This is a genomic window from Chroococcidiopsis sp. SAG 2025 (assembly GCF_032860985.1).
Classification (GTDB): domain Bacteria; phylum Cyanobacteriota; class Cyanobacteriia; order Cyanobacteriales; family Chroococcidiopsidaceae; genus Chroococcidiopsis.
Window position 1 is genome coordinate 2350948 of the sequence record NZ_JAOCNC010000001.1, and the last position, 20601, is coordinate 2371548.

General features: G+C 46.2%; 10 protein-coding genes. 3 read left to right on the forward strand and 7 right to left on the reverse strand.

The features are described from left to right. Window positions 1-20 precede the first annotated feature (20 nt). Genes N4J56_RS11445 through N4J56_RS11455 form a run of 3 tightly spaced genes read right to left on the reverse strand, consistent with a single transcriptional unit; the run spans window position 21 to window position 12696 of the window. Window positions 21-4166, reverse strand: coding sequence for an amino acid adenylation domain-containing protein (locus tag N4J56_RS11445; protein ID WP_317106562.1), 4146 nt, complete (start codon window positions 4164-4166; stop codon window positions 21-23). Next, entirely contained in the window at window positions 4163-9205 is a 5043-nt protein-coding gene (locus N4J56_RS11450) for a non-ribosomal peptide synthetase (protein ID WP_317106563.1), read from the reverse strand. Before N4J56_RS11450 ends, N4J56_RS11445 begins: the two co-directional genes overlap by 4 nt. Continuing rightward, window positions 9202-12696 carry an amino acid adenylation domain-containing protein gene (locus N4J56_RS11455; protein WP_317106564.1) on the reverse strand — a complete coding sequence of 1165 codons (3495 nt, stop codon included), beginning with the start codon at window positions 12694-12696 and terminating at the stop codon, window positions 9202-9204. Before N4J56_RS11455 ends, N4J56_RS11450 begins: the two co-directional genes overlap by 4 nt. A 250-nt stretch (window positions 12697-12946) precedes the next feature. On the opposite strand from N4J56_RS11455, the gene N4J56_RS11460 reads away from it, so the two are divergent. Beyond that, entirely contained in the window at window positions 12947-14065 is a 1119-nt protein-coding gene (locus tag N4J56_RS11460; RefSeq protein WP_317106565.1) for an alpha/beta hydrolase, read from the forward strand. Between the two features lie 57 nt (window positions 14066-14122). On the opposite strand, the gene aroC is transcribed toward N4J56_RS11460, so the two are convergent. After that, window positions 14123-15214 (reverse strand): chorismate synthase, encoded by a 1092-nt coding sequence (gene aroC, locus N4J56_RS11465; RefSeq protein ID WP_317106566.1) that lies wholly within the window; start codon window positions 15212-15214, stop codon window positions 14123-14125. Window positions 15215-15428: 214 nt separating this feature from the next. On the opposite strand from aroC, the gene N4J56_RS11470 reads away from it, so the two are divergent. Both N4J56_RS11470 and ftsZ read left to right on the forward strand, forming a co-directional pair. After that, window positions 15429-16259: a cell division protein FtsQ/DivIB gene (locus N4J56_RS11470; RefSeq protein WP_317106567.1), complete on the forward strand. Its 831-nt coding sequence runs from the start codon at window positions 15429-15431 to the stop codon at window positions 16257-16259. Window positions 16260-17177: 918 nt separating this feature from the next. Next, window positions 17178-18443 carry a cell division protein FtsZ gene (gene ftsZ / locus N4J56_RS11475; RefSeq protein WP_410500319.1) on the forward strand — a complete coding sequence of 422 codons (1266 nt, stop codon included), beginning with the start codon at window positions 17178-17180 and terminating at the stop codon, window positions 18441-18443. Between the two features lie 99 nt (window positions 18444-18542). Here ftsZ and N4J56_RS11480 read toward each other — a convergent pair whose 3' ends face one another. The 3 genes from N4J56_RS11480 to N4J56_RS11490 form a co-directional block, all read right to left on the reverse strand. After that, window positions 18543-19319: an MBL fold metallo-hydrolase gene (locus N4J56_RS11480; RefSeq protein WP_317106569.1), complete on the reverse strand. Its 777-nt coding sequence runs from the start codon at window positions 19317-19319 to the stop codon at window positions 18543-18545. Window positions 19320-19500: 181 nt separating this feature from the next. Further along, window positions 19501-19845 carry a DUF1815 family protein gene (locus N4J56_RS11485; RefSeq protein ID WP_317106570.1) on the reverse strand — a complete coding sequence of 115 codons (345 nt, stop codon included), beginning with the start codon at window positions 19843-19845 and terminating at the stop codon, window positions 19501-19503. Window positions 19846-20278: 433 nt separating this feature from the next. Continuing rightward, window positions 20279-20494, reverse strand: coding sequence for a DUF2839 domain-containing protein (locus N4J56_RS11490; RefSeq protein WP_015154612.1), 216 nt, complete (start codon window positions 20492-20494; stop codon window positions 20279-20281). Between the last annotated feature and the right edge of the window lie 107 nt (window positions 20495-20601).

The window sequence follows — 20601 nt, forward strand, 5'->3', positions numbered from 1 at the left end:
CTCGTTTATCTCGTTTGGCGTTATGCCAGATATCTGCGTAAGTGTTCGGCAAGCACTCGGACGTGAGGCTTTTGCAGCATAGTCAAGTGGTTACCAGAAATGTAGTGAACTTGCACGCCAGATCTTGACAATTGACTCCAACCTAACGTTGGGTCGTGAGATTTTTTTTGCAATTCGGTAGTTCTAAATAGGGCGATCGCCTGAGGGTAAGGTCGAGGTGTATACTTCAAAGTAGCTCGGCTATTGGCAGAAAAAATCTTCATCAGTCGATGAATGGTTAACTCGTCCAGCATTCTTAAAACAGCCGATTGTGGAAGGAGATGGCTAATAGTTGTTCGTTCTAGGAAAGATAGCCATGCGCGAGGAGTCAGAATTTTTTTCATTGTAGAAATTGGATTTGAAGTGCGTAGGCGATCGCTACTATCGTTTCTAGAACGCGCAAGGCGATCGCGAATCAGCGACCAGTAATCCCGAACAAAAGGATAAATAGAACCAGGTACGGTTGTCAGGAGAAATTTCAAACCATCGCCCCAGAAAACTCGATTGCTAGAAATAGGAGCGATCGTATCTAGGATTGCCAAGAAACTCACTTGCTCTCCTGCTTGGTGTAACTGTTGCGCCATCTCATAGGCAACTAAACCGCCAAAAGACCAACCACCTAGCTGATAAGGACCGTGCGGCTGAATTTGACGCAGTGCTTCGATGTAGCCAGCTGCCATCTCCTCAATGCTGGTTAATGGTGGGTGCAAGCCGTCCATCCCAAAAGGTTGCAGTCCGTAAAAGGGCTGTTCGGTTCCTAAATGACGCGCCAACTCGTAGTAGGGCAGAACAACACCGAAAATTGGGTGGATACAGAAGAATGGTGGCTTAGAACCTAAAGGCTGGAGTGGCACAAGGGGCGATCGCTTAGAATTATGTTTAGGCTTTTCCCATTTCTGAATCAGAGGCGCGAATTGCTCAACAGTTGGCGCACCAAAGAGATCGGACAATGGTAGTTTTTGCTCGAATTGCCGCTCTACCTGCTCCAATAACTGGACTGCCAGCAGGGAATTTCCACCTAATTCAAAAAAGTTGTCCTCAATACCCACTTGCTCAAGCTTCAGGATATTTGCCCAAAGTGTTGTTAAGGTTGCTTCAATGGCAGTTTTAGGAGTAACAAAAGGATGCTCTGGACTACTGATATTAGACTTCATTAAGGCATTTCGATCCACTTTACCATTAGGAGTTAGTGGTAGGGATGGCAGCACTACAAAAGCTGAAGGGATCGAGTAGTCTGGTAATTTTTGCTTGAGAAAGCAGCGCAAATCATTTGATTTTGGATTTTGGGTCGCACCTTTGGTGCGCTTCCAGCGCAACTTGAATTTTGAATTTGATAAATTAGTCTCTACATCAGGAACAATATAAGCAACTAAATGATAGTTGCTCGATCGATCTTCCTGTGCCAAAACTACAGCTTCTTCTACTGCTGAGTGTTGTAATAGCAGGCTTTCAATTTCTCCCAATTCAATACGGTAGCCGCGAATTTTCACTTGGCGATCGATGCGTCCGAGGTATTCAAGATTACCATCGATTAGGTAACGGGCAAGATCTCCGGTTTTGTAAAGGCGGTTGGTAATGGGTAATTGGTAATGGGTAATTGGTAATTGGTTATTACTCTCCCCTGCTCCCTGCTCCCTGCTCCCTTGACAAATAAACCGTTGAGCAGTCAATTCAGGACGGTTGAGGTAGCCTCTTGCTAAACCGACTCCGCCAATGTATATTTCACCTGGAATACCGATGGGTTGGGGTTGGAGGTGGGCATCAAGGATGTAGATTTGAGTGTTAGAGATCGCCCGACCAATAGTTGTATCTTTACTACCACTGACTTCAGCAATCGTAGACCAAACTGTTGTTTCCGTCAGCCCGTAAGCATTGAAGAAATGGCGATCGCTTGCCCAACGGGCTGCAATTTCCGGCGAACAAGTTTCCCCAGCAGAAATTAGAGTTTGCAGAGCTGGCAATTGAGTGGGTGATAAAGTCTTCAGTACGGCAGGCGGAAGGGTAGCATGAGTGATGGCACGATCTTTGAGATACGAAATCAACTCCGATCCTAGACGTGCTGCTTTTGGCACTAGATATAGGGTTGCTCCTACTGCCCATGCCATGACAATCTCGAAGATAGAAGCATCAAAGCTAAGGGAAGCAAATTGGAGAATTCGATGCTCTGGTTTGAGATCGAAGGTGTGAATTTGCGCTTGGGCTAGATTGCACAGTCCGCCATGTTCGACTAAAACCCCTTTGGGTTGTCCGGTCGAGCCGGAAGTGTAAATTATATAGGCAAGATTTGCGGCAGTTACACCACTGTTTATGTTTTCCCCGCTCTGTTGAGCAACGATTTCCCAATCGCGATCGAGGTAGAGTGGTTGAAGATCCCCCCAACCCCCCTTCAAAAGGGGGGCTAAGGATTGTTGTGTTAGTAGGATAGTTATTTGGGCATCCTCCAACATGAACTTGAGACGTTCTGAGGGATAGGCGGGATCTAAAGGGACATAGGCTCCGCCAGCTTTCAGAATTCCTAAAATGCCCACCATCATCAAGAACGATCGCTCTACGCAAATACTAACTTTGACTTCTGGCGCAACTCCAAGTGTTTGCAAATAGCTGGCAAGTTGGTTGCTACGGTAGTTCAATTCTTGGTAAGTTAATTGCTCGTCTTTATAGACAACAGCGATCGCGTTTGGCGTTTTATCTGCCTGAGCCTCAAATAAGTGATGAATGCACTGCGACGGGTAATCTTGCTGAGTAAGATTCCATTCCACTAATAGCTGCTGTCGTTCTACTGCTGTCAAAATTGGTAAGTCTGCCAGTCGTCGATTTGGATCGGCAACAATTCCTTCGAGTAAGGTTTGAAAATGTCCTAGCATTCGGACGATCGTACTGCGATCGAATAGATCGGTACTGTAAATTATCTGCCCTTGCAATCCTGCTGGAGTTTGCCATAGATGAAACTCTAAATCTAATCTGCTCGTACCGCTGTCAAACTCAAACTGACTTAAAGCGAGTCCAGGTAATTCTAAAGCTGTAATCGGCGTGTTTTGCAGAGCGATCGCCACGGAGAACAAAGGATGTCGGCTCAAGTCGCGCTCTGGGTGCAACTCCTCCACTAACTTCTCAAAAGGTAAATCTTGATGTGCATAGGCTCCTAATGTCACTTCCCGCACTCGTCCCAACAATTCCCAAAAGGTAGGATTGCCAGATAAATCTGTTCGTAGCACTAGGCTATTGACGAAAAAGCCGATTAATGGCTCTATTTCAGGGCGGTTACGGTTAGCTATGGGCGATCCAACGGCAATATCTTCTTGTCCGGTATAGCGATGTAGCAACATTTGAAATGCTGCCAGCAAGGTCATAAATAGAGTTACGCCTGCTTGCTGACTGAAAGCTTCTAGGGACTGAGTGAGATTTTTTGATAGCTGAAGATTGTGTGTCGCACCTTTGTAGCTTTGAATGGGCGATCGCGCTCTGTCAGTAGGAAGATTTAAAACTGCAAGATCGGCTAACTGCGATCGCCAGTAGGACAGTTGCGACTCCAACACTTCCCCTTGCAACCACTCCTGCTGCCAGTGGGCAAAGTCAGCATATTGAATGGGCAAATCTGCTAGAGGAGAAGATTTATTACTACTAAAGGCAGTGTAGAGCGTGCCGAGTTCTCGCACCAGCACGCCGATCGACCAACCATCGGCAATAATGTGGTGCAGATTCAATAGTAGAATGTGTTCAGATGCATCTAATTGAAAAATTGTCAACCGTAATAGCAAATCTGCGCTCAGGTCGAAGGGATGTTGAGATTGCGCGATCGCCTGTTGTCTTGCGGCTGCTTCGCGATCGCTTGTAGGTAAAGTACGTAAGTCTACAATAGCGAGAGGTACACTCACGCTTTCTACCACAAGTTGATGCAGTTGTCCCTCTGACATTTCAAATCTTGTTCGCAAAGCTTCGTGGCGGCGCACGATTTCGTTAAATGTTTGCTCTAAGGCAGTAATGTTGAGGTGTCCGTGCAAGCGAATCGCAGCCGAGATGTTGTAGAAGGGATTTCCAGGCGCTAAGGCGTGAAGAAACCACAATCGCTGCTGGGCGAACGATGCCGGAAAGACAAATTCAGCGTTCGAGACAGGATTGGTATTCAACGATCGCTCCCTCTATTATCGCGGTTGAGGGACGATCGCAGGCGACGATGAGCGTCGCGAGAAAGAGGAACAATCTGGGGCGTTTGTTGCGGCTGGTTGCTCTGTAAATGGGCGATCGCTTTAGCAAGTTGGGCGACTTGTGGTGACTCAAACACACTACGTAAAGGTAACTCTACACCGAAAGCATCTCGGATACGGGAAGTTAGTTGAGTTGCTAGCAGCGAATGTCCTCCTAACTGGAAGAAGTTGTCATGAATTCCTACACGCTTGAGTCCTAGCAGTTCAGCCCAAATATTCGCAAGTTTCTGCTCGATGGGCGATCGCGGTGTATCGTCAGCCCCCCATTGTTTTATCAACTCTGGTGCAGGAAGGGCGCGACGGTTGACTTTGCCATTCGGTGTCAGGGGTAGTGCTTCTAATACTACAAAGGCAGAAGGGATTGCATACTGGGGCAAGCTTTGCTCTAAGTAACTTCGTAGTTGGGGAATCAGATGACGGGCAAACTGTGTCTGTAAAGGATCGTTAGCGTAAGTTTTCCAAGGACGAGTTGGATTTATCTGCTGTTGAGACGGCAGTAACGCACCATTTGCGATCGCGGCTGGGTGCTGGAAGATAGCATCATAACATCCCGTACTATCTGCATTTGACCAACTCACGTCAACAGTGTAAGACAGTTCTGCCGCTAAATCCCACCAATCTTCCGGTTCAATACCCGATGATGCTACTTGTTCTAATGCTTCGCGCATTTTGCCTGCGGTTTTGGGTGCTTGCGTTTCTTCTTCTAGCCATTGAGCCGTTTTGACTGCTCCTACGACACGGGCATTTGGAATTCCTGTAATCTTGAGTACTGCTGGCTGAGTTTTAACTAAATGCTGGCGCACCTGGGCAAGGTTTAAATTGTCTTGAGTCCAATTCAGTTGGGACGATCCCCCTAACCCTTCTTGGGAAGGCGGGCATGAAGATCCCCCCAACCCCCCTTGGAAAGGGGGGCAATGAGATCCTTCTAACTGTCCATGAGAAGAGGGGCAATTTGATTCAATATGTAAAATTACGTTGTAGCGAAACTGAGTTAATTCATTACAATATCGACCGCGTGTGAGCTGAACTTGGATATGACTAATTCGTTCCAAGTGCTGTTTCAAGGCATGAAAGAAAGCAGGATCAATCGCCAGTTCCGTCTCCTGAAATATCGCCGTCTGTACTTGCTGTTGCAGATGCTCTCGACTTACGGTATTATCTGCCCGCTCCAATTGAACTGCAGCATGAAAAGCTGACAACAAGGGTAGACTCCGTACATCTCCAATAAAGACAAAGCCACCAGGGGCAACAGTGTGAATTGCTTGTTCCAGCACTTGCAGGAGATAATCTACGCTAGGAAAGTACTGCACTACCGAATTAAGAATCACTGCATCAAAGCTATTTGCCTCTAGACCTTCAAAGTTAGTTGCCATCCTCTGAAGTAACTTTACTTGAGGCAATGGTTGAGTTGCCAACTGTTGCTCGATGTATTCAATGGATGCAGATGAGAAATCAGTTCCCCAATACTGAGTACAGTGTGGCGCAATTTGAAACAGCAATAAACCCGTACCGCAACCAATTTCTAATACCCGCTGAGGCTGCAAACTCAAAATCTGCTGAGTGCGATCGCTTACCCATTGTTGCATTTGCTCTTTTGGAATTGGTCGGTCTGTATAGCTACTGTTCCAGCCTACGATGTTGAAAGTAGCATCGTTGTTTGTAGCAGGCTGATGATAAGTCTGGTCGTAAAGATTTTGCCATTGCTTAACCTGCTCGTCCTGCAAATTTGGCAGTTCCTGAGTGCTGTCTCGATTCAGTACGATGTAGGCGACTATACGCTTATCTGTAGCATTCTCATGGGCGATCGCCACAGTCTCTCGCACTGTTGGGTGTTGAAGCAATAGTGTTTCTATTTCGCCTAATTCAATCCGAAATCCCCGGATTTTTACCTGATTATCGATGCGATCGACAAATTCAAGATTGCCAACGGGAAGATAGCGGGCGAGATCTCCAGTTTTGTAGAGGCGCTCTGATTTTAGATTTCGGATTTTAGATTTTGGATTGAAATTTCTCTGTTGCTCACCTACTTCCTTATCTCCCGACTCCTGTACGGGCGGGTTTAATCGCAGAATTCTTTGATTTTCACAGGGATCTTCAAACAAACCCGCCCCTACGACTCCCGACTCCCGACTCTTACAGACAAACCGTTCATCCGTCAACTGGGGACGATTTAAATATCCTCGTGCTAACCCATCACCGCTAATGTACAATTCGCCAACTACTCCAATTGGTACGGGCTGAAGGTGAGAGTCTAAAAGATAGATTTGGGTGTTAGAAATGGGACGACCAATGGATGGCTTGTTGTCATTATTACCAGTAGCGCTTAACTGAGCAACTGTCGCCCAGATTGTTGCTTCTGTTGGTCCGTAGGCGTTAAAAAAGCGACGACCTACAGCCCATTGCTGCACAATTTCGCGTTTAACAGTTTCACCGCCAGAAATAATCGTTTGCAGAGTGGGCAGTTCTGCTGCTGGTAAAATTGCTAGAACCGCAGGGGGGAGAATAGTAGTATCGATCGCCTTGTCTTGCAAGAATTGAATTAGTTCGGCTCCTGGTAGATGGGCTGTTTTGGGTGGGATGTAAAGGCTAGCGCCAACCCCAAACGCCAGTAACATCTCAAAGACAGACGCATCAAAACTGAGGGAGCTAAATTGTAGAATCCGATTTTTTGGTTGCAGGTTGAATACTTGAATCTGAGCTTGGACGACATTACATAGTCCTCGATGCTCTACTAAAACTCCTTTCGGTTTTCCGGTCGAGCCAGAGGTGTAGATGACGTAAGCTAGGTTATTGGCTGTTACGTTGCTGTTGGGTGTTTCATCGTTGTAGGTGGCGATGGTTTTCCAGTCAGTATCTAGGCAGATTATACGATCCCCCCAACCCACGCCACTTTGCGGTAGCGGGGACACCTCCGCACGCAAGTGGCTCCCCTGGAAAAGGGGGGCTAAAGAACTCTGGGTTAGCACGATCGCCACTTGAGTATCGTCAAGCATGAACTTTAGGCGATCGCTGGGATAATTTGGCTCGAAGGGAACATAAGCTCCGCCTGCTTTCCAAATGCCCAATATGCCTATTACCATTTCCAGAGAGCGATCGAGACAAATTCCTACTAGGGATTCAGAAGTAACGCCTAATTGTTGTAAATAGTGCGCTAATTGATTGGCACGTCGATTCAATTCCTGGTAAGTTAGTTGCTCGTCTGCAAAAACAATGGCAATAGCATCGGGCGATTGTGCTGCTTGTGCCTGAAATAATTGATGAATGCACAAATCTGGATAATCGTAGCTAGTTTGATTCCATTCCACCAATAGTTGATGGTATTCTGCTGCACTCAATACGGGTAAGTTAGCGATGCGTGTATCGGGATTGGTAACTATGCCTTCTAACAAGATTTGGAAGTGAGCTAGCATTCGAGCGATCGTGGATGCATCAAATAGATCGGTGTTGTATGCTACGAAACCGCTCAGTCCATCTACCGATCCTTCCCACAAATTATTCAACCCGCGATCGCACTCCCACAAATGCAACTCTAGATCGAATCGCGTGGTAGACACGTCAAACTTCAACGGGTTCAACATTAGCCCAGGTAACTCCAAGGGTTGCATCGGAGCATTCTGAAGCGCAAAGACGACTTGAAACAAAGGGTTACGGCTCAAGTCGCGCTCTGGGTGCAACTCTTCTACTAACTTCTCAAAAGGTAAGTCTTGATGGGCATAGGCTCCTAATGTCACTTGCCGTACTCGTTCCAGTAGTTCTCGAAAAGTAGGATTGTTGGAGAGATCGACGCGCAGCACCAGGCTATTGACAAAAAAACCAATTAATGGTTCTAATTGGCTATGATTGCGGTTAGCTATGGGCGATCCAACGGCAATATCTTCTTGTCCGGTATAGCGATATAACAATGTTTGAAATGCTGCCAGCAAGGTCATAAACAGAGTTACGCCTGCTTGCCGACTTAGGGCTTCTAAGGATTGGGTGAGAGTTTTTGATAACTTTAGGCTTTGTGTTGCACCGCGATAGGTTTGTACGGCAGGGCGGGTTCTATCGGTGGGAAGGTTCAGAATCGGTAGATCTGCCAGATGCGATCGCCAGTAGGATAGTTGCGACTCCAATACTTGCCCTTGCAGCCATTGCCGTTGCCAATAGGCAAAATCGGCATACTGGATCGGCAATTCTGGTAATGGATAAGGTTTGCTTTCACTCTTAGCAGTGTAGAGTAATCCCAGTTCTCGCACTAGTACCCCCAGCGACCAACCATCGGCAACAATGTGGTGCAGATTTAGCAACAGGACGTATTCATCTGCATCTAACTGCAACAATTTCACTCGTAGTAGCAGATCGGTCGCTAGGTTAAATGGCTGTTGGGCTTCTTCTGTAGCGATTTGCTCGGCTGTGAGTTGTCGTTCGTTTGGGGGTAAATGCCGCAAATCCACAACAGGCAGAGATAAATTGACTTTTTGGGCAACGATCTGAACGGGTTGCCCGTCCAGCTTGACGAAGTTGGTATGCAAGGCTTCGTGACGATCGACGATCGCCTCAAAAGCTTGCTTTAAAGCTACATAGTCAAGTTTCCCTTGCAGCCGAACTGAAAAAGGTATGTTGTAAAAAGGGTTGTTAGGTACTAAGCGATCCAAAAACCACAATCGCTGCTGAGCGAATGACAGAGGTAGGGAGCGATGGTCGCGTAGCGTTTGCGTTAGCGCAGCGGGGCGAAGCCCAGCATGGTCGAAGAGCATACCGCCTTCGGCATCGCGCGATATTCTTACCAACTGGGGAGAGCGATCGATTTGAGTATTTGCCTGGTACAGCAGGGCGATCAGCTCAGATTTGCGATCGACAATTTTTGCACGTAACTGGGGGGATAATACCCCTTCAGGAGCGTTACAGCGCAAGCTTTCTCCCTCAACAAAAAGCTGAATATCTAAAGAGCGTAGGTAGGCTAAGAACTCAATACTTGTCAAAATTCCACCTCCTCGCGATTTTGAGCGGATGTCTCAGCCTCAGCCGTTTGTACCAGATCCGCCCCACGGATCGCGTCAATATATTGCGCGATCGCCACAATCGTTGGTGTTTCAAATAGAACTCCCAATGGCACTTCTACCCCAAGGCGATCGCGTATTCTCGAAACTAATTGCGTGGCTAAGAGCGAATGTCCGCCCAATTCAAAAAAATCGTCGCTGATACCTACTTGTCGCCCCAACGTTTCCGCCCAAAGCTGCGCTAACTGAGCTTCAACTGACGTTCGCGGTGCAAGAGTTGGTAGATCGATAGAAGTAAAATCGGGTGAGGGAAGTGCCTGCCGATCTACTTTGCCGTTAGGTGTTAGGGGTAAAGCCTTCACGACTACAAAAGCGGAAGGCATCATGTAATTTGGCAGTTTTGTTTTGAGGAAGCTTCGCAGATCGCCGATCCCCCCTAACCCCCCTTGAGAAGGGGGGAATTCACTCGCCCCGATCCCCCCTAGTCCCCCTTGCGAAGCGAGTAATTGACTAGCCCCCCTTAAAAAGGGGGGTTGAGGGGATTTCGTGTTGAGAACGATGTAAGCAACCAAATGGCGATCGCTACTCCCATCCTCCCGCACCACAACAACAGTTTCTTCTACACTCGGATACTGCTTCAAGACTGTTTCAATCTCGCCCAACTCAATCCGAAAACCCCGCAACTTAATTTGCGAGTCAGTACGACCAACAAATTCGAGATTGCCATCAGGAAGATAGCGGGCAAGGTCTCCGGTTTTGTAAAGGCGATCGGTAATTGGTAATTGGTAATTGGTAATTGGTGGTTGGGTTTTTTCTTCCCCCGCCTCCCCAGTTCCCTCTGCATCCTCAGCCCCCTCTTCTCCCAGCTCCCAGCTCCCAGCTCGTCCCTGCTCCCTACTCCCTTGGCAAATAAACCGTTGCTCCGTCAACTGAGGACGATTCAAATATTCTTTTGCTAATCCATCGCCACCAAGGTAAATTTCTCCTGTAACGCCAATAGGTACGGGGTTTAGGTGGGCATCCAGCAGGTAGATTTGAGTGCTAGCAACGGGACGACCAATCGGAATTGATGTTGCTGCTTCTGGTACATCTTGCACTTCATACCAGGAAGTAAATGTAGTATTTTCAGTTGGTCCATATACGTGCAGCAAATGTGCGGGTGCGCCGTGCTGCTTAACTGCTTTTACCCACCTGAGATCAACTGCTTCACCCCCAAATAGCAAGTAGCGCAGCGAACGAAAACAGTCAGGTACTTCCCGCGCCATTTGGTTGAATAAAGCGGTTGTCAAAAACAGGATGCTAATTTCCTGCTGTCGAATCTCTTGGGCAAACTTTTGGGGAGAAAGCATCACTTCGCGATCGCACCCCACTAATTGCGCTCCATTTAGCAGTGCGCCCCAAATCTCAAAGGTTGCTGCATCAAATGACAGATTGGCACATTGAGCGACTTTATCCCCAGGCTCTAAGGTGATGTAGTTGGTGTTGCATACTAATCTATTTACGGCTCGATGGGTTACTGCTACGCCCTTTGGGGTTCCCGTCGAACCAGAAGTATAAATTACGTAGGCAAGGTTATCTACAGTTGTTTGATCGCTTAGGTTCTGCTCGCTTTCTTGCGCGATCGCTTCCCAATCTTTTTCTAAACAAACAACTTTTAAATTTCGATCCCCCCAACTGAGCCTAAAAAGGGGGGCTAATGCTTGTTGCGTCACTAGCACAGATACTTGAGCGTCCTCCAACATGAACTGCAACCGTTCGGGGGGATAGGTAGGATCTAGAGGAACGTAAGCTGCTCCGGCTTTGAGGATACCAAGCAAAGAAGCGATCGCCATTGGAGAAGGTTCCATGCAGATACCTACCAGCGTTTTGCAACCTACACCTAGTTTTCGCAAATAATGTGCCAGTTGGTTGCTACCACTATTCAACTCATGATAGGTATATTGTCTATCGCCAAAACTTACTGCAATAGCGTTTGGACTTTGTTCTACCTGAAGTTCAAATAATTGGTAAATGCAGCGCTCTGGATAACTACGTCTAGTTTGATTCCACTCTACTAATTGATGCTGCTCTGCGGCGCTCAAAATCGGTAGATCTGCTAAATTTGTGTCGGGATCGGTAACTACTCCGGTTAATAACGTTTGGAAATGAGTTAGCATCCGGGCGATCGCACTTGGCTTAAACAGCTCGGTGTTGTAAACTAAAACACCACGCAATCCCTCCGCCTGCTGCCACCCGTCACCCCACAAACTCCTAAAGTTTTCGGCGCACTCCCATAGATAAAACTCTAGATCGAACCGAGCGGTTGTTGTTTCCACTTTGAAGGAAGAGAGCGAGAGCTTAGGTAGCGTTAGCTGTTCTATAGGTGCGTTTTGCAGCGCAAATACCACTTGAAACAATGGGTTGCGGCTTCCTTGACGTTCTGGATGTAACTCTTCCACTAACTTCTCAAAAGGTAAATCTTGATGGGCGTAGGCTTCTACCGTCACCTGGCGCACTCTAGCCAGCAACTCGCGAAAGCTGGGATTACCTGATACATCGGTTCGTAGAACTAAACTATTGGCAAAAAAGCCGATTAAATCCTCTAATTCCCGCCGATTGCGATTGGCAATTGGCGATCCTACAGCTATATCGGTCTGTCCTGTATAGCGATATAACAAGACTTGGAACGCTGCTAGTAATGTCATGAACAGCGTTACGCCTTCTTGATGACTCAGTGTCAAAAGTGCTTGAGATAAGTCTTGTGGCAACTCTAGTAACTTAATTGCTCCCCGATCGCCTCGTTCTTTTGGACGGCAACGATTGCTCTCGACCTCTAGAACGGATAAATTCTGCAACTGCGATCGCCAGTAAGATAGTTGCGATTCTAGCACTTCCCCTTGCAACCATTGTCGTTGCCAGTGGGCAAAGTCAGCATATTGAATTGACAGTTCGGGCAAAGGGGAAGGTTTACCCATACTAAAAGCAGAGTAGAGCAATTCTAATTCTCGAATTAGGATCGCGATCGACCACTCATCAAAAACGATGTGGTGCAGATTGATGACCAAAACATACTCTAACTCGTCTAGTTGTAGCAACGTTACTCGCAGCAGAGAATCTCGATCCAGGTTAAAAGGCTGTTGGATCTCCCGCGCGATCGCCTGTTGCGCTGCTGCTTCTCGTTCGCTTGCAGGCAACTGCTGTAAATCGAATATCTTCAGGAATACCTTTGAATGGGGCGTAATTAGTTGTACGGGTTGCCCCTCTTGCACTCCGAAGTTGGTACGCAATATTTCGTGACGGCGAACAATTTCATTAAAGCTTTCTTCTAACGCTTTTAAGTCAAGCACGCCCGCTAGACGAACCGTCGTCGGCACATTATAGAACGAAGTACCAGAAAATAGGCGATTGAGAAACCAAAGCCGTTGTTGTGCAAACGATGCCGGAAAAACAAAGACTTCCTCAGAAATGTGATCGATCGATTCTATTGAAGTCATTGACGAATCTGCCTGCGCGATCGGCTGACTCTATCTAACAAAGATGGAGTATAAAATTTATCTGCACTGAGATAGAGTTATTTCATGCAGCTTCTTTAACAAAAGCAATCGTGACTGCAAGAATACGCGCTCAAATGTAATAGTGCTAAGCTTCTTCCTACTTCCTTCAATCTAGTACTTCACTCTTCAAGAAGACGCGATCTATACAACTGGGGTGTTAAGTTTTTGAGTATCGAAACGGTCTGGACTTATGCTATTTACACCCCTCAATTTCCTGATTCAATCGCTGAGCGGACTCTTTTCGATCGCTCTGCTCTTAGGGGGAATTTACATTATCCATCAATGGTATGACCGAGAACTACTCGATCGCGCTTGGTTAATATTGGGAATAGCACTTTCCACCTGGTCGTTTGTAGGATTTCTGCCAGTTTCTCTGCTGCTGCGTCGTCCTGGTGCTGACGAACCCAAAGCAATGCGTAGCGACACCGTACAGCGGATACCGCGACCAGACGGCAGTGAAATTCAAGTCGAGTCTTATGGTTCAGCCGATGCTCAGCCGATTATTTTGACTCATGGTTGGGGACCAAATAGCACTGTCTGGTACTACGCCAAGCGACAACTAGCTAACCATTTTCGCGTAATTGTATGGGACTTGCCAGGGCTGGGAAAATCTAGCAAGCCAAAAAATCGGGATTACTCAATCGAAAAATATGCGCGTGACTTAGAAGCAGTTTTATCTCTAGTGGGAGACAAACGGGCGATTTTGCTGGGACACAGCATGGGTGGCATGATTCTACTTACATTCTGTCGTTTGTTCCCAGAATATCTAAATCGGCAGGTTGCTGGTTTAATTCTGGTAGACACTACCTATACCAATCCTGTCAAAACTGCTATTTTCAGCAGATTTCTACAAGCCGTACAAAAGCCTTTGCTAAAACCTCTGCTGCATCTGGCGATCGCTCTGTCGCCTCTATTTTGGTTGATGAGTGGGTTGAGCTATCTCAATGGCTCGATGCACGTCACTACTGAGATCTCAGGCTTCACAGGCAGAGAAACACGAGGTCAACTCAACTTTTCAACACTATTAGGTCTACACGGCTCACCAGGCATACTAGCTAGGGGAATGCTAGCAATGCTGCAATTCGATGAAACGACAACTTTGCCAAAGATCGATATTCCAGTTTTGGCGATCGTCGGGAAATCCGATATTGCCACCGTACCTGCAGCTAGCAAGCGTATGAGCATGGATTTACCCAAAGCCGAACTGGCGATTCTGCAACCTGCTGGACACATGGGATTGATGGAACGCAACGAACAATTTGCTGATGCAGTTCGTTCGTTTAGCACGCTCTGCCTAAGTTCCAATTGACAGCTTTAGCCGAAGCTTCTTGGTCAAAATCTGCTCCTACAATTTTTAACTTTTGACTCAACTTAATACGCTACATTGACCTTGATGTCGCAGTAAGTGATCGCATAGTACTAAAGCTACCATTGCCTCTACCATCGGTACAGCTCTGGGCAACACGCAGGGATCGTGTCTACCTTTGGCTGCTAATAGTGTCTCTTCCCCTGCATTTGTGACTGTCTTTTGTTCCTTCCGAATTGTCGCTGTTGGTTTAAAAGCAATTCGTAAAATAAGATTCTCGCCGTTAGAAATTCCTCCTTGTACCCCACCAGAGCGGTTGGTAACAGTGCGAATTTCTCCATTTTCATCTGTATAGTATTCGTCGTTGTGTTCGCTACCTGTCATCAGAGTTCCTGCAAACCCAGAGCCAATTTCAAAGCCTTTGGTAGCGGGTAAAGACATGACAGCTTTAGCTAAATCTGCTTCTAGTTTGTCAAATACTGGAGAACCCAAACCTTTAGGTACGTTGCGCGTTACGCACTCGACAACACCACCAACAGAATCGCCTTGTCTGCCAATCTGCTCGATCAATTCAATCATGCGATCGGCACATTCGGGATCGGGACAGCGGACAATGTTACTTTCTACCTGTTCTAGAGTTACGCTGCTGGGATCGATAACGCCTTCTAAATCTTTGATGCGCTTAACATAAGCAACAACTTCTACCCCAGCAACTTGATGTAAGATTTTTTTAGCGATCGCCCCTGCTGCAACTCTGCCAATTGTCTCTCTAGCTGAAGAACGTCCCCCGCCTTGCCAGTTACGAATCCCATATTTAGCATCATAGGTAGCATCGGCATGGGAAGGGCGATACTTTTGTTGCATCTCGTCATAATCTTGGGGACGGGTATCTTTGTTGCGCACCAAAATCGAGATTGGTGTCCCTAGTGTTTTTCCCTCAAATATCCCCGACAAAATTTCGCAGCTATCAGCCTCTTTACGGGGTGTCGTAATTTTACTTTGCCCTGGTCGCCTGCGATCGAGTTCCCACTGAATTTCCTTCACGGAAATCTCTAAGCGTGGCGGACATCCATCAATGACGACTCCCACACCGCCACCGTGCGATTCGCCAAAAGTCGTCACCCGAAATAAATGTCCGAAGGTATTACCCATGATGCTGTGTTGTGAGGAACTGTTGATTTTTGTATCACATTCTGAAGCTTTAGATGTAGGAGATTTTTTTCAGGTATCAGTTATCAGCTATCAGTAGGGACGTTACGTGTAACGTCTCTACAAATTTATCAGCGACCAGTGACTACCGACTCCCTACTCCCTACTCCCTCAATATTGCGCTAATATGTCAGCGCGAGTTGACGGGGAGAGCGAAATGAGACGAGACCGCGATTTTGGGCAGGTACTAAAGGCTATTTGGCAGACACTATCTCTATCAGGGCTATTGGCTATTACAGTTTGGGCAATGACACGACCTAATTGGGTGTTACGCGACAATCGGCAAGTGGCGATTGAAGGTAACAGTTTGTTGTCTAAGCCAGTTATTCTTTCGCGCCTAGCCCTAGCATATCCTCAATCGCTGCTGCAAATTTCGCCAATGGCGATCGCTCAAACTTTAGAGTCCTACCCTCCGATTGCCGATGCTAAGGTGGCTCGCCGACTCTTTCCTCCTAGTTTAATCGTCCAAGTCCAAGAACGCACGCCCGTAGCTGTAGCGATCGCCCGTTTGATTCCCAATAGTTCTACTCCCGACTCCAAAGCATCTGTTGGCTTTCTCGACTCGCAGGGTGCGTGGATTCCATTTGAATCTTACCCTGCCCAAGTCCGGCAGCGTCTCAAGCCTCAGTTAAAAGTTTTGGGTTCGCCAGAAACTTATCGCCCCTACTGGAGTTCCCTTTATCAAAAAATCGGTCAAAGTGGGATTGAAGTTTTGGAAATTGATTGTCAAGATCCACGCAATCTCGTTCTCAAAACTGAATTAGGAACCGTCCACCTCGGTCCTTATAGCGAACGATTATCCAAACAACTCCATGTTTTGGCTCAAATGAGTCCGATTTCAACTCAAATTAATTCTCGCCAAATTGCCTATATAGACTTGAAAAATCCTGCCGCTCCTTTAGTACAAATGTATCAAAAAGAAACTGAGGAAAGCTCAGTCCAGAGCGTACCGACAAATCCAAAAATAATCAAAAGTAATCCACAGTAATTTCCACTTTTATGAGATGATTTGATGCTATATATTAGAAGTTTTTTAAACATCTATGAAATATGTATAAACAACTTAAATATATTTAGACATCCTCTGTAATTCTACTGAGGTAAATTGGAATCATCAATAAGCCGAGTGCAACTTGTCAGTAGAATCACGCTTGAATATAGATGGGTGCAGGCATTACCTTGCTTGCGGAGTAGCGCAAGTTGCAGCACCTATGTCAGAAAATCACTTAAGTATTAGAATTCCCACCACAGAGATGTCTATATTGGAGCAATACTGCAAAAAGCACCAAAGAACCAAAACTGATGTCATTCGCGAGTTTATTCGCTCGCTGTCACAAAATGTATCGATCAGATAGGGGGCAAGTATGAAAAAGATTGATTTTACTGGCTAGAGTCCGGTCATTCCACCGCGATCGCGGTGGAATAGCTGGATTTTTTTGCAAAAAGGTAAGGAAAAAATTCGCTGATATCAGCAGAATCTCCGAAAAAACTTTGATTTTGTTTAAAAATTAAGAAATACAAGCATTGCATTCGGTTTATTGCTCAATCGCGTAAAAATATACGGTGTAATTTACCATTTTTTCTAGACAAAGGAGACAGCTTTAGAGATGCCAACAATTGCCGCAGCCTCAGTTAAAACAACTTTGCAGCGAGAAATCAGCAGTCGCAATTGCTTTGTATCACATCGAGCAGTTTATACGGAACAATTTCAAGTTAACTATAGTGCATCCAATTATCTAATCTCTTTAAAACAGCAGTAGGCTCGCCCGTTCGCTGCCAAAGTTAGGTTAGCATCAATGCCTTAACTGAAATTGCTGAGGATAAGCCATAGGAAAACGAACCTATAGTAAACTCTTATCCAAATCGTCACGCTTAAAAAAAGTTGTTCGTATACACCTAGATTCCAATGACACTTAACAGTAAAATAGACGTTACCCTTAAAACCTCCCAATCTCCAGGGCGGTCGAGTTTTCCATCAGGCATGAATTCGACTGGGGACTTCAACAGTACAGGGCTGCATCTCGGACAAAACTACATCAGGGAAGTTGCTACTGGGGAGGACAACTTGAGCGATAGCAATATTCTTCCGAGTCGGGTAGCGAATATCAAAGTAATCGGTGTCGGTGGCGGTGGTGGCAATGCTGTCAATCGAATGATTGAGAGTGGGGTTACTGGTGTAGAGTTTTGGTCAATTAATACTGATGCCCAAGCGCTGACTCATAGCGCCGCACCCAGAAGGCTACAGATCGGGCAAAAGTTGACGCGAGGGCTAGGAGCAGGTGGCAATCCAGCAATGGGAGAGAAAGCGGCAGAGGAGTCGCGAGATGAAATTGCTAACGCTATAGGAGAAGCAGACCTAGTATTTATCACCGCTGGGATGGGAGGCGGTACTGGTACAGGTGCGGCACCAACTGTGGCGGAAATTGCCAAGGAAAAGGGTATTTTAACTGTAGGTGTTGTCACCCGTCCTTTTGGTTTTGAAGGTCGTCGCCGTGCTAACCAAGCCAACCAAGGGATAGACGCACTGAAAGACCGAGTTGATACGATGATTCTGATCCCCAACGATAAATTGCTATCGGTGATCTCCGAGCAGACCGCGTTGCGAGATGCGTTTCTGACTGCTGATGAAGTTCTGCGTCAAGGGGTACAAGGAATCTCCGATATTATCACGATCCCCGGACTAGTGAATGTAGATTTTGCCGACGTGAAAGCAGTCATGGCAGATGCAGGATCGGCACTAATGGGGATCGGCAGCGGCTCTGGTAAAACCCGTGCTAGAGAAGCAGCAAACGCAGCTATTTCTTCTCCTTTGCTGGAATCATCAATTGAAGGAGCAAAAGGAGTCGTAATCAATATTACTGGTGGCAGCGATATGACGCTGCATGAGGTGAATATGGCAGCAGATACGATTTATGAAGTCGTCGATCCCAATGCCAACATCATTTTTGGTGCAGTGATTGATGACAAACTACAAGGGGAAATGAAAATCACTGTCATTGCTACCGGATTCAATCAGGCTGATTCTGAACCAACTACCCCGACTCCAGGTATACCAATTGCTAAAAAATCCCCGACAGCACCAGCGCCGTCAACGCCATCAGCTAATGACAACAAAGAAAAACCTGGCTTGGATATTCCCGAGTTTTTGCAACGGCGGCGACCTTCACGTTGATGGGAATCGCGATTGTTTTTCTATGGATCGAATATATTCTTCTTGGTAGGGGCGCACAGCTGTGCGCCCCTATTGGCGTGGCGTTTCAGGAAACTACATCTACAATTTAATTGGTTCGATCGCCAAAGTTTCCCCAGCAGCAGGTAGAAGTAATTGAGTTTTAGAGCCAGAAGCTGCTAAGCGATCGCTAAATTCTTCTACACTACCAATCGATCGAATTAACATCGGCAAAATTCCCCGAGCTTCGATCTCGCCTAAAGATGTAGGAACGAAAACGCGGGGATGCAAAGTTTGAATCAAATGCATTGCCTCTGTCGATCCCATAATTACCTGTCCCAGCAGTGGAAATACCTGTCCGATAATCGGGGCGATCGCTACATCTACCGTACCTTGAAATTGAGCTGTAACTTTCTCGGACTGGAACCAGTGAGGCTCGTAGTAAACTGTTTCCCCCCTCTCCACGTCTTTGAGGAAATAGCCATTTTCTACTTGACCTTGAATTGGCGCGCCTGTAACCGCGGTGATATTTAAAGCACCAAGAATCTCGGTTTGTCCCGGTGTAAGAGAACGAACGTCAGAGTAACCTAAGCCCTGAACAATTTTCGCTGCTGTAGGCGAACCTACCACCGGAATCTGACGATCTAATTGTTCTAATGTGGGTTTGTGACAATGATCGTCCAAACCTTGAGAAATTAAAATTAAATCTATGTTTGGCAGCGTAGTCGGGTTGTACGCTGGTGGCTTGAGATGAGAGGCGGAGAATAGCCAGGGTTGCCCATAAAAAACTAGCGGATCGATCAACCACGGATCGATCAACACTCTCAGCCCAGCAATTTCTAATAACCAGCTATTTAAATCGATTCTAGTCAGTTTCATACTTAATAGTTATCAGTTATCAGGGAACAAGAAACGGGGAACAGCGCTCGGTGACCAGTAACCAGTTATAAGCTAACTGTCAACCATCAACTGTCAACCATCAACCATCAACCAATAACCAATAACTAATTACCAATTACCACTGCGATTGCTGACTAGTTAATTCTGAATTCCGAATTTTTTACACTCGCTTTGTTATCAGCTTAGGCAATTCACTGGGTGAGATAGAGTTTTTGACTAAATTAGCAAGTTCTTGTAACTGACTAATTGCCTCTGCACCCTCCAACTTCATGAGTTCGCGATCGTCTCTCATTTCAGTCCAGGTAATGCCGTAATCGGACACCAAAAACCGAATCAGATGATTATCTGCCAAACTGACCATAAATGAGGCACTGCTCATTTGTCCGCCGCAAGTATAACAAGACGCAGGATATCCCCGCCGCTCTAGTACAATCGCCAAGGCTTGGAGGTTCATTACCAGATCTTGGACGTATTGTCGGTGTTGCTCTGCCAATCTCAGAAACACTTTTTTCCTCCAAACACCACATTTAATTGTAAACCTTTTTCGTTTTCTTTAGAATTTCTTTAGATTTTCGCTGCTTTTTGGCGATCGCTATGAGAAATTGTAACATTTCTTTGCGATCGAATTCATCTGCCTCCTAGACGTACCGAATAGGTTAAAGTAAAAGCGCCGTTCCTACGGTATTGAAACAATCTGTTTTAGAAAAATTCCAGATTGGATTATCTAATTTATGCCTGCAACTTCCAAAAAATAGAGGCAATAGCTGTTAGAAACTAGGCAAGACTTCGCTTTCAATCGTAAAAAAATAAATTATGAAAACTATAAGGACAACTTAAGTATTTAGCTCAATCTAGCTGAATACTCTAGCTGTCCTCTTAATATCTCTGAATTCAGTTGTTTCACTCCTCGGTCTCAAGAGTGAGTTACTACTTGTATTCTAATCAACAGTTTGCCACCAACCAAAAGCGGGTCCAATAAATCGAATTGTTACCCAGGAAGCAACTAACAGCCCAATACCAATCCAACTAATGCGGGTACTCCACTGCGTAAGTTTCTGTGCTTGACTCTTAGTCACGGGAAGCCAGGGAAAGATTTGTGCTTCTTGACCATACTTATCTCCCAACGCAGCTTTACGACGCTTTGCTTCTCCCATAATCTACTTCCATTCCAAGCTATAAACCCCTTATTTCTGAATCATATCGTAGAAAGAGGGGTTAGGAGTGAGGAGCGAGGAGTGAGGGAGAAAAGAAAGCTGAGGGA